Source organism: Pseudomonas sp. UBA4617 (assembly GCF_002386445.1).
Classification (GTDB): Bacteria; Pseudomonadota; Gammaproteobacteria; order Pseudomonadales; family Pseudomonadaceae; genus Aquipseudomonas.
This window is the reverse complement of sequence record NZ_DGIR01000022.1, coordinates 145,719-155,662: the sequence shown is the minus strand read 5'-3', so window position 1 is coordinate 155,662 and position 9,944 is coordinate 145,719. Positions and strand designations below refer to the sequence as shown.

Here is a 9,944-nt window from a genome sequence, read left to right as displayed (position 1 = left end):
ACCTCAGTGAACGGACCAGGACGCTGATCGGCCATGTGCATCGCTCGGCATTTGCGCTGTTCGCCGGGCAGCAGGTGACCCCGTTCAGGCTCTCGCTGACCCTGGGCGAATACATGAGCCTGCTCGACGAGGCCGTGCAGGCACGCACCGATGCATTCTTGCAGCAGATCGACCAGCAGTTTCGCGATCCGCTGGGGCGCAAGGTGCGGGCCATGGTGCTGAGCGGGGCGATCAATATCGCCGCGCCGGGTAATCGCAACCAGATGATCGAAGTGATGCTGTGGACGTTCGAAAGCGCCGAGAGCTTGCAGGCGCGGCTGGTACAGCTGCGGGAGGGAGCAGCCGGTGGTGTCGGGGCGCTGGTACGGAATATCGCGATAGGTGCGGGTACGCTGCGTGCACAGGCCACGGAGGGATTGAAGATCAGCTTACTGGCCGCGCAAAGCGTGGCCAGCGACGCCATGCGCAGCCTGCGCGATGCCGCCGCCAGTGGCGGCAGCGCCGGCCTGCTGTTTGCCCTGGGCAGCCTGTGGTTTCATCAGGACAGCCTGGGCAGGAACTATCGGGCGTTGCAGGAAACGCATCAGAACAACCCGGAAGCGCTGGCGGCGATCTGGTCTTCGTCGCTTGGGTTGTTAGGTAGCAGTGTAGAAGCGGCTGGGGGTGTTGTTGCAGTGGTACGCCCGAAGATACCGTGGCCCGGGACGGTAACCACCATGTCACTGGGGACTGGTATTGCAAGATTTGGTTCCGGCATTGCGGCGCTTGCTGGCGTCATGGACGGAGCTCATTACACATACGCAAGCGCCAGATCCGAGCGGATAGGAGATACCCCCGCGGCTCAACTCTACCGGTTCGCAAGTGCCACCTCATACGGGGCTGCAGCCTTTGGAATCTGGGCCGCTTTTGGCTACGGTGCGTTACTTGGCCCAATAGGCATAAGCATTATGTTAGGTGTTGCTGCCTATTTGCTTGCAACTGCAGCCAAGCGCAGAGAGTCTTCAGCAATAGAACTCTGGGCCAGAAATTGCAGGTGGGGACTGCCTCGATCATTTCGACAGTGGAAAGCCGACACTGATATGGACACTGCTATTGGCGCCCTTAACGCTGCAATCCTCGGCCTGGAAGCGGAGGTCTCGATTCAAATACAGTTCAACCTTAGTCACACTATTCACCGAGACGCTGAAACAACAGTATCTATCAGTGACGGTAACGCGGTGCCGGCCAGTTTCAGATTGAATTATTTCATCCGCATCCCTGATTTCAACCAACGCCTTTCACATTATCAATGGCGTCTGCGCCTGCACCGCGGAGGCAGGTACTCTGAAATAGTTGAATTATCAGCTGACAGCTCTTCTCCTATCAAACTGAATGCAAAAAATAAAGAGCCTATAGACCTTTTCTCAAGCATGTCCGATATGCAACCCCTGAAAAAACTGGACGAAAGGACGGGAGGTGTCAGTATCCAGGGATCGCTGCCACTCTCCGACCATCACACCATCCAAGCCTTTGAGTTAGATCTTAGTTACTGGCCCGACCGCCATGACCCGACGACCTACGCTCAAGTGAGCGTGAAGGAAAGTGACATTCGTGCCAGCAAGGATGATATACAATGAGCGGGCCAGCACTCGTCCCCCCCTGTCCTGGTTGGAAAGAAGACCTGCCAGGGCCTTGCGACTCAACACTTTTACAGCCCAACCTGGGAAACCAGACGCCAAACCACCAAGATGACATCTATCTCGAAATACCTCGCTCAGCAATGGCATACCGTGGTGTAGTTTCGGCACTGACGCTTCTTTATCTTATCTGGGCCTTGAGCGATCTCCCTTGGATGATCAACCATACGGACCCAACAGATCTTGGCAGTGTCCTCCTGCTAGGGTTCATGTATGCATTGTATTCATGGAGCAGCATTATCCTATTCCGTGCTGATCTTGCCCCACCCAGAGATCTACCCATCCGTTTCAACCGGGCGCGCCATAAAATCTACGCCTACAATTTCAAACATCAATGGTGGAACCCATTCGACAAGGGCAAAGTCGTTCCAGCCAGTTACGAGTGGTCACAAGTGCGCGCCGAACGATGGTCCCGGACCAGTCCATTAAAATGGGGTGTAACACTTTCCATCGTCGCGCCCGGCACAAACAATGTGATCGACCGTTTCCCTCTGGTGACGATGGGCGCCGACCAGTACGCCTGGGCCTATATCTGCACCTACATGCAACAAGGCCCTTCAGCCCTGCCGCCCCCCGGCGAACCCAAAGTCCACAACGACGTGCTTTGGTGTGAATTCGCCCTACGTTTAGCTCCCAAGGTGAACTGGCCAGCCGACATGGACCTGGAATCGCGAACCGCGCCCTGAGCTGGCATCGGACTCGATCGCTCAATCCTCCGCTGGCACTTCCACCACCTTCCAGCTGTCATCCGGGTCGAAGCGCTTCATCTGCCTGGCCAGGTGGTCACCGTTCGGCCCGAGGTCTTTCTCGAACACCTCGCCGTCATGGCTGATCATGAAGCTCATCACCCCGCTGTCGTCGTACTTCGCCGGCCAGGCGACCATGGCAAAACCGCGGCTCATGTGCTTGCCGATCAGGTAGCTGTAGGCGCCACCAGGGGCGGACGGGCCCTGGCCGTCGAGGATGCGGAAGTGGTAGCCATACCAGGCGTCGCCGACCACGTCCTGGCCAAACAGCGGGCCCAGCGGGCTGACTTGCCCGTCACCGTCATCATCCCAGTACATGCCGGGCTCGCTGAAAATCTTCTGCGCATACTCCAGGGCGCCGTCACCGTTATGGTCCTGGGTGGCATAGTCCATCTGCGCGTCGTGGTAGGCCAGTAGCGACTGCATGGCCCCCAGTTCGTTGCGGCCAATGCGCCGCGCGCGGATTTCGGCGCTGCCGGCCTTGAGGTCGAAGCGCCAGCCCTGGCTGCCTTGCGTGAGCGGGATAGGCAGGGTCCAGTGCGCGCTGCCCACCGCGAGGACGGCCTTGCCATCCTCCGTCCTGTCGATGCTGTGCTGCGCGCGATACTGCTCGAGGAAGGTGTCCACGTCACTGCGTTGCACACCACCGCGCGGTATGTAGATACGCCAGTCATCGCCCAGCAGTTGGGCCAGGCGGGCTTCATCGGGTTTCGCTTCGCCCAGCGCCGCAACGAAGGCGTCCACGGCCTTTTCCGGTGTCGGGAAGGCTTCCTGCGCCGCAACCAGGGTTGACCAGATCATGCCGACCGCGATTACCAGTGCCGCTATCGGTTGACGGTTCATCGACGGCCTCCTCCCCCGCGACGTACAGGCGCACTGGGCCGGGAGATCGTGTGCCCGGCGGCACGCGAGGCGCCCGGCCGCTGGGCGAGCGACTGGCTGATTCGACCACGGCTGGCCTGCAGATTGGTGCGCGTCGGCGCACGCACGCCATCAAAGGCATTGTTGCGGGCCCGACCGGCGCTGCTGCCAGGCCGGTTCTGCGCTACCTGTCGCGCCTGGCCTTCACCCTGCCTGCGGTTCACCTGGTTGTTCTGCTGGCGGGCCTGGGTGCTGCGGGTTTCCTGACGACGCTCGGCTGCCCTGGTGTCGTTCCGGGGTTGCATGCGGTTGCCAGGCGTATTGCCTGCTTGCGCCTCGCGCATCTGCTGGCGTGCCTGGCGGTTGCTGGTGGCCGGCCGTTCGATGCCGGCCCGGTCCATGGAGGCGCGCGCTTGGTCGCGGGCCCGGGCGCGCTGTGCATCGTCGCCACGGAAGGCGGCACGCTGGCTGGCACCGTCGAGCTGGCGACCATACTGCTGGCGACTGCGGGCGTCGCGGTAAGGCACGCCGTCGCGGTTGGCGGCGTTGTGCTGCCATTTGTTCTGGTTGTTGGTGATGCGGTTGTTGGCATTGATGTTGTTGTAGCGGTTGACGTCGATGTCGATGTCATTGTTGCCCCAGTCGCAGTCGCCCCACAGCGAGGCGACGATTGCCACGCCGGTACCGAAGGCCAGGCCGGCAACCAGCGCGGAACCGGGGTAGTACATCGGCGGTGGCGGATAATACGGCGGTGGCGAGGCCGGGTAGGCCCAGGTGCCGTAGGTGGTGGTCGGGTTGTAGCTGGGCACGTACACCACTTGCGGGTCGGCCGGTTCGATGATGATAGTGGTGGGCGGACTGCTGGCCGCGACCACCTGGGTGCTGCTGGAGGCCGGTGCTGGTGCCGGTGCCGGTGCCGGTGCCGGTGCCGCCTGGACGGTCACATTCTGGTACTGGTTGCTCCGCAGGTTGCCAGCGGCCTGGGCCTGGTGACGCAAGCGCTGCACACCGCCCATGACATCGTCGGGCTGCGCGAGGAAGGCGTCACCCAGGCGCTGCACCCAGACCGGGTCCTGGCCCAGCGTGGCCAGCACCTGGGGAAAGGCGACCAAGGCCTGTACGCTCGGGTCCCAAGGCTGGTTCGCCACTTTCCTGACCGCATCGTCGCCTGAAGCCTTGGGGTTGGCCTTGGACCAGGTCACCGCTTCGCTGACCTGCCCCGGGTAGGTGGCTGCCATCAGTACCTGGGCCAACAAGGCATCGGGGTACAAGGCGACAGGCGCGAGCATCTGGTCCAGTTGCTCCTGGGTGAACACCGGGTCCTTGGCCGCGGCCGTGTCGGACTGGGGTGCCGGGTCGGGGGCGGGTACGTCTTCCGCCAGCACCAGGCCGGGCATGGCGCTCAGATACAGGACCGCCGACAAGACCGCAGACAATGGCATGCGCATCGCTTCTCCCATCAGGTCAGACCGCGTGGCTTAAGGGTAGCAATGACACTGCCTTTGGCCACCTGATGGAGCGCAAACTTTTTGCACTCCAAGGGTGAGGAGGGTTGCTGGTTTTGAATCTATCCAACGGCCTGGTTGCCAACTGTAATTGTCCTGTACCGGCCCTTTGCTGCGCACCACTTCCAGGCCGTCCTCATCCAACGCCAGGCTGCCCTCGCCGGCCTGCATGCGGGCCCAGCAACGTACGGCTGCGGGTACGCTCGGTCCAGGTGCGCAACAGGTAGATGACCGCATCGGCCAAGCCCCAGGCCAGGTCGCAGCCGAACGCGGCAATCAGCATCAGCCGGGCATCTTCGCGCCCCGCCGTGGCTACGCTCAGTGAGCCGATGAAAGTCATGGCCATCAACAGCCGAAGATCACTTTGGTAATCCGGTCAATCGGCTCCAGTACTCCCCAGCTGCGCGGTTGCTCGTCTTGCCCCATCAGGCCCTCCCGGTTCCGCAGGAACCATCGATAGTCACTATCGAGAACGGCAATTTCTGCCCGATGGCCTGGCCGAATACCCTGGCTCCATCGACTTGACCTTCACCACACCGGTCCCTGGAGCTACCCGATGAACACCCTGGCCCGCCTGCTGTCCGCCACCCTTGCCACTGTTGCGATTGCCAGCGCCAGCGGCTGTGCCAACCACCCCGAACTGCGTCCCTACAGCGTCGAAGAAACCCGCCAGCTGCAACTCGAAGCGCTGCAACGGCGTGGCCTGTCCCTGGACGATTACGAGCAGCAGCGGCGGATGATCCAGCGTGCCGGCAGCCTGCCTGTGGTGACCGAAGCCGCCGACCGCGACGGTTCGAGCAACGGCTGAACGGGCCCGCCAGAGGTTCCCTCCGTCCTCGCGCAGCGGTATGCTTCACCGCTCAAGCACAAGCCTTCCAGGATGGAGACCATGACCAGGCCCCTTCTGTTGTTGGGTGCGGCACTGCTGTTCTGCCCTGTGCTGCTGGCCCAACAGATCAAACGCGAACTGGGCGAATTCGACTTCACCCTCGGCACCACCCCCTCTCGCAGCATGGCCCAAGGGCTGATCTCCCCCACGCCGATCGGTGCATTCCACGGTGGCCTCGACTTCAGCCACCCCAGTGGCTGGTACCTCGGCCAATACGCCCCAAGTATGGGCGTGTCAGCTGATTCCACCCTGCGCCTGGACAGTTACCTCGGCTACAAGCAACGCTTCGACAGCAGCCTGGGCTACGAAGTGGGGTTGATCCAGTATAGCCAGCCAAACATCGCCGGCCCCGACAGTTATGCCCTGTACGGTGGGGTGTCGGTACTGGGAAGCCGGTTCGGTGGCGCGCTGCGCGACAGTCCTGATCATCGCACCGGCACGCTGTTCGCTGATTTCGGCCAATTGCCGCTGTTCGGCGTCGACCTCACCGCCAAGCTCGCTCATCACCGCCTGGGCCAGCCCTTCACCCTTGGCGATGGCAGCCAGGTGAACGGCTTTTCCGATTGGTCGTTGGCGTTGTCCCGGCCCTGGCTTGGCATTGACCTGGACCTGATCTACAGCGACTCCAGCCTCAGTGGTGGCGCTTGCGATGCGTATTCTGGCAGCAACACCTATTGCGACAGCATGGTCACGCTGAAGGCGCAGCGCAGGTTCTTCTAGGGTTTTCGCAACAGGGCCAGGGCAATGCCGCCAAGTACGACGACGCACGCTAGGAGCAAGCGCAAAGACACCGTTTCACCGATCAAGGTAACCCCGCCCAGTGCAGCGATTACTGGCACGCTGAGCTGCAAGGTTGCCGCCTGCTGTGCACTGACCTGCCTGACCACGCTATACCACACCGCATAGCCCGCACCCGATGCCAGCACGCCAGAGCCCAGGGCATACAACAAACCCAGCGGGGCCAAGTGCAGGTCGCTGCCCAGCAACAACATCGGTGCCAGCAGTGCCAGGCACGGCAGGCTCCGGGCGAAATTGCCAGCAGTGTCCGCCAGCGGCCTGGGCGAGCCTTTGCCGAATAGCGAATACACCCCCCAGGATACGCCGGACGCCGCCATCAGCAAGGCACTGGCCAAGGGGGGCGCTGCGCTGCCGGGTAACAGCAGCAGCAAAAGGCCGGCAAAGGCAATCAGCATGCCCAGCAACATCCGCGCGGTGATCCGTTCACCTGTGTACCAGGCGAAACCGAACATGGTGATCTGCACTGCACCGAACAGCAGCAACGCACCAGCGCCGGCGCCCAGTTGCAGGTACGCGGCAGAAAACAGGAATGCATAGAGAAACAAGGCCAGGCCGCCTCGCCAACTGCCGCCCATGGCCAACGCGGGCTTGCGCAGGCGGATCAACATCAGCAGGAACAGTGTGCCGCTGGCCAGCCGCACCACCGTGAAGGACGCCGGGTCGATGGCGCCGTCCTTCAGCGCCAGGCGACAGAACACCGAGTTGGCGGCAAAGGCCACCAGGCTGAACAGTGCGGGCCACAGCCAGGGCCGGGCCTTGCGGTGGTAGAGCGTGGTGGTGCCGGTGCTCATGGTGTGGTCACCTCTGAGAAGGAATTGTTGTTATAGCGGACATGCTGATATGACCAGCACCGATATACAACAGCCTTTCACTTTGCCGGCACCTACGTAGGGTGCTCTACAACGCTGCCACCGCCTCGATCTCCACCAGCATGCCGTCCAGCGCCAGCCGCGCTACCGGTATCAGCGTACAGGTCGGTTTCGGGTGGGGGCCCCAGGCCCTATCAGCCTCGGCGACCCACTCACGCAGGCGCGTTTCCGAATGGTCGACGATCAACAGCGTCAGTTTGAACACCTGGGCCAGGTTGGCACCTTTCGCGCCTAGGGCTATCTCCAGGTTGGCCAGCGCCTGGCGTGCCTGCTCGGCGAACAGCGGCGACAACTGCCCGTCGCGGTCTTCCCCGCCCTGGCCGGCGATGAACAGCAGATGGCTGCCGGCCCGGACCTCGGCGACATGGGAATAGGCATTGTCGCTGGGGTCGTACAAGCCTTCAGGATTGCTCAGCTGGAACGCGGTTGAATGGGTCACGATAAGCCCTCGATCAGTTGAAAGAGTGGCGCAGTATCAGACCTTAAGTTAACTAGAGGTCAAGTGCGATGCACAGCACGCTGCGCACGCGGCGCAGGCACCCGTGAGCCACGCGTGTGTCTGCACGGTGGCTGCTACAGGCTGATCGGCATCAGGCGCCCCCGCGCCTGATGCCGATCAGCTTATTTTTCCTCCAGCACCACCCTGCCCTTCACCGCCCGCGGCCCACGCCAGGCCCAGAACAGCAGGCCGGGGAATGGCGCGTAGACCACGAACACAATCCACAGCATCTTGCGCTCGGCGCGCCGGTCACTGCCGATGATGTGCCAGATGGCCCAGATTTCCAGCACGATCACCAGCATGGCGACGATGAACCAGATCGTTCCGATTTCCATGAGCATCCTCCCAATGGCATGTACTGCTTTTGGTTGCGGGGGACGCCAAGGGTTCAGATTGATTTGCCTGTGGCTTACCGAGCGCCAGGCCGCCGCAGACAGGTTTCAGTGCCGTGGTGCAGTCTCCAGCGCCGCCTTCAACGCTGCCGCATCGGCAAACGCCTGCTGGCTCACCAGCCTGCCCTGTTCCAGTTGCAGCCACTGTACCTGGCCATCCTGCCCGGTATAACGGCTGGCTACCCGTCCATCACGGTCGAGCAGCACCCGGTAGTGGTAGCCGCGCATGGCGGGAACGGCAAACAGTTTGCTGATCAGCGCCGGCATGCGCTGGATGTCGGCGACGAATACCGCATCGCGCGCTTCCAGGTAACCCTTGGGCTGGTCGGCCAACGCCGCCTTGACCAGCCTGGCAGCGTCCATGTCGCGGGCTACCAGCAGGATATGCGTGCCGGCATCGAGGCTGTAGGCCTGGTCGTGCTGGTCGAGCAACGTCCACGGCGCGAGATTTTCGCCAGGCTGCAGGGCATTGGCCAGCAGTGGCACCAGGCAAAGCAACAGGGCAGCGACGTGTTTCATCAAGGGCATCCTCAGTGACGGGAACATCAGCATGGCGATAACCGGCCAGGCCAGGCAGCTTGCCTGAACACGACCTCGATTATGCCAGCACCACCTGCGAGATTGTCTTTCCCGCGGCCACCCGCCACACTCTCCAGGCCAGCCCGGTAGCGGAGTCCAGAGTGCCCACGCCACGCCAGTTCAGCAAGAAGACCAGTACCAGCAACATGCTGCGTCTGAAGTCCACCAGCGCCAATGCCCAGGCCCCCTATCGGGTCGATTTCGTATTGCTCGAACACTTTTCCATGGCCAGCTTCACCGTCGCCATGGACGTGCTGGTCACGGCCAACCTGCTGCGCGCCGACAGCTTCCGCTTCACCCCGCTGTCACTGGATGGCGACCGCGTGCTCAGCGACCTGGGGCTGGAGCTGGTGGCCACCGAGGTGTCTGCCGAGGCGCTGAAAGAACTGGACCTGCTGGTAATCTGCGGCGGCTTGCGCACGCCCCTGAAGTACCCGGAACTTGACCGCCTGCTGGACGATTGCGCCAGCCACGGCATGGCCCTCGGTGGCCTGTGGAACGGTGCCTGGTTCCTTGGCCGCGCCGGAGTGCTGGACGACTACGGCTGCAGCATCCACCCCGAGCAGCGCGCCAGCCTGAGTGAACGCAGCCCGCAGACACGCATCACCCCGGCCAGCTTCACCCTCGATCGCGACCGCCTCAGTGCCGCCAGCCCCAATGGCGCCATGGAGCTGATGCTGGGCCTGGTGCGCCGGCTGTATGGCGACGGCCTGGCCGAAGGCGTCGAAGAGATCCTGTCGTTCTCCGGCGCCCGCTACCGCCAGGTTGGCCCGGGGGCGAAGAAATCCATGAGCCTGCACCTGCGCACCATCGTCGAGCTGATGGAGAACAACCTCGAGGAAACCCTCAGCCTCGACCAGCTGGCCGCCTATAGCGGGCGCTCGCGGCGGCAGATCGACCGCCTGTTCCAGGCCCAGCTGGGTACCTCGCCGCGGCGCTACTACATGGAGTTGCGCATCACCAAGAGCCGCCGCCTGCTGCAGTACTCCGACCTGTCGGTGATGGAGGTGGCCGTGGCCTGCGGTTTCGTCTCGGTGTCGCACTTCAGCAAATGCTATGCGGCGTACTTCGGCTACCCGCCGTCGCGCGAGCAGCGTCTGGGCGAATGACGGGCCGCGCAAGCCACTCGA

At 62.7% G+C, this 9,944-nt stretch carries 10 protein-coding genes and 2 pseudogenes; 5 read left to right on the top strand and 7 right to left on the bottom strand.

Annotated elements, in window-relative coordinates; all coding sequences use genetic code 11:
• Both B4L76_RS09935 and B4L76_RS09930 read left to right on the top strand, forming a co-directional pair.
• A pseudogene (locus B4L76_RS09935) lies at positions 1-1,616 on the top strand (hypothetical protein); the annotation flags it as partial.
• Positions 1,613-2,362, top strand: a complete 750-nt coding sequence (locus B4L76_RS09930) for a DUF6708 domain-containing protein (protein ID WP_296232145.1) — start codon at positions 1,613-1,615, stop codon at positions 2,360-2,362. The pseudogene B4L76_RS09935 and the gene B4L76_RS09930, both read left to right, overlap by 4 nt.
• Positions 2,363-2,383: 21 nt before the next feature.
• Here the strand turns inward: B4L76_RS09930 and B4L76_RS09925 are convergent, their stop codons facing one another.
• The 3 genes and pseudogenes from B4L76_RS09925 to B4L76_RS09915 form a co-directional block, all read right to left on the bottom strand.
• Positions 2,384-3,265, bottom strand: coding sequence for a DUF2950 domain-containing protein (locus B4L76_RS09925; RefSeq protein ID WP_296232143.1), 882 nt, complete (start codon positions 3,263-3,265; stop codon positions 2,384-2,386).
• Positions 3,262-4,731 (bottom strand): DUF3300 domain-containing protein, encoded by a 1,470-nt coding sequence (locus B4L76_RS09920; RefSeq protein ID WP_296232141.1) that lies wholly within the window; start codon positions 4,729-4,731, stop codon positions 3,262-3,264. Before B4L76_RS09920 ends, B4L76_RS09925 begins: the two co-directional genes overlap by 4 nt.
• A gap of 165 nt (positions 4,732-4,896) precedes the next feature.
• Positions 4,897-5,214 (bottom strand): annotated as a pseudogene (locus B4L76_RS09915) (hypothetical protein); the annotation flags it as partial.
• A gap of 130 nt (positions 5,215-5,344) precedes the next feature.
• On the opposite strand from B4L76_RS09915, the gene B4L76_RS09910 reads away from it, so the two are divergent.
• A complete protein-coding gene (locus B4L76_RS09910; protein WP_296232139.1) occupies positions 5,345-5,596 on the top strand; it encodes a hypothetical protein in 252 nt (83 codons plus the stop codon).
• Between the two features lie 81 nt (positions 5,597-5,677).
• Positions 5,678-6,397 (top strand): TorF family putative porin, encoded by a 720-nt coding sequence (locus B4L76_RS09905; protein ID WP_296232138.1) that lies wholly within the window; start codon positions 5,678-5,680, stop codon positions 6,395-6,397.
• On the opposite strand, the gene B4L76_RS09900 is transcribed toward B4L76_RS09905, so the two are convergent.
• The 4 genes from B4L76_RS09900 to B4L76_RS09885 form a co-directional block, all read right to left on the bottom strand.
• The gene (locus B4L76_RS09900; RefSeq protein WP_296232136.1) at positions 6,394-7,266 is read right to left on the bottom strand and encodes a DMT family transporter; all 873 of its coding nucleotides are present in this window, start codon (positions 7,264-7,266) and stop codon (positions 6,394-6,396) included. The two genes, B4L76_RS09905 and B4L76_RS09900, sit on opposite strands and share 4 nt — an antisense overlap.
• Positions 7,267-7,372: 106 nt before the next feature.
• Positions 7,373-7,783 (bottom strand): RidA family protein, encoded by a 411-nt coding sequence (locus tag B4L76_RS09895; protein WP_296232134.1) that lies wholly within the window; start codon positions 7,781-7,783, stop codon positions 7,373-7,375.
• A 182-nt stretch (positions 7,784-7,965) separates the two neighbouring features.
• Positions 7,966-8,178 (bottom strand): PLD nuclease N-terminal domain-containing protein, encoded by a 213-nt coding sequence (locus B4L76_RS09890; protein ID WP_296232132.1) that lies wholly within the window; start codon positions 8,176-8,178, stop codon positions 7,966-7,968.
• Positions 8,179-8,283: 105 nt separating this feature from the next.
• On the bottom strand, positions 8,284-8,754 hold the full coding sequence (locus B4L76_RS09885; RefSeq protein WP_296232131.1) for an FAD/FMN-containing dehydrogenase: 471 nt from the start codon (positions 8,752-8,754) through the stop codon (positions 8,284-8,286).
• 161 nt (positions 8,755-8,915) lie between these two features.
• On the opposite strand from B4L76_RS09885, the gene B4L76_RS09880 reads away from it, so the two are divergent.
• Positions 8,916-9,923 (top strand): GlxA family transcriptional regulator, encoded by a 1,008-nt coding sequence (locus B4L76_RS09880; protein ID WP_296232146.1) that lies wholly within the window; start codon positions 8,916-8,918, stop codon positions 9,921-9,923.
• Positions 9,924-9,944: the final 21 nt, after the last annotated feature.

Bases quoted from the DNA above. Each gene is read 5' to 3' on its own strand.
- B4L76_RS09930 (WP_296232145.1), top strand. From the start codon at position 1,613: ATGAGCGGGCCAGCACTCGTCCCCCCCTGTCCTGGTTGGAAAGAAGAC.
- B4L76_RS09925 (WP_296232143.1), bottom strand. From the start codon at position 3,265: ATGAACCGTCAACCGATAGCGGCACTGGTAATCGCGGTCGGCATGATC.
- B4L76_RS09920 (WP_296232141.1), bottom strand. From the start codon at position 4,731: ATGCGCATGCCATTGTCTGCGGTCTTGTCGGCGGTCCTGTATCTGAGC.
- B4L76_RS09910 (WP_296232139.1), top strand. From the start codon at position 5,345: ATGAACACCCTGGCCCGCCTGCTGTCCGCCACCCTTGCCACTGTTGCG.
- B4L76_RS09905 (WP_296232138.1), top strand. From the start codon at position 5,678: ATGACCAGGCCCCTTCTGTTGTTGGGTGCGGCACTGCTGTTCTGCCCT.
- B4L76_RS09900 (WP_296232136.1), bottom strand. From the start codon at position 7,266: ATGAGCACCGGCACCACCACGCTCTACCACCGCAAGGCCCGGCCCTGG.
- B4L76_RS09890 (WP_296232132.1), bottom strand. From the start codon at position 8,178: ATGGAAATCGGAACGATCTGGTTCATCGTCGCCATGCTGGTGATCGTG.
- B4L76_RS09885 (WP_296232131.1), bottom strand. From the start codon at position 8,754: ATGAAACACGTCGCTGCCCTGTTGCTTTGCCTGGTGCCACTGCTGGCC.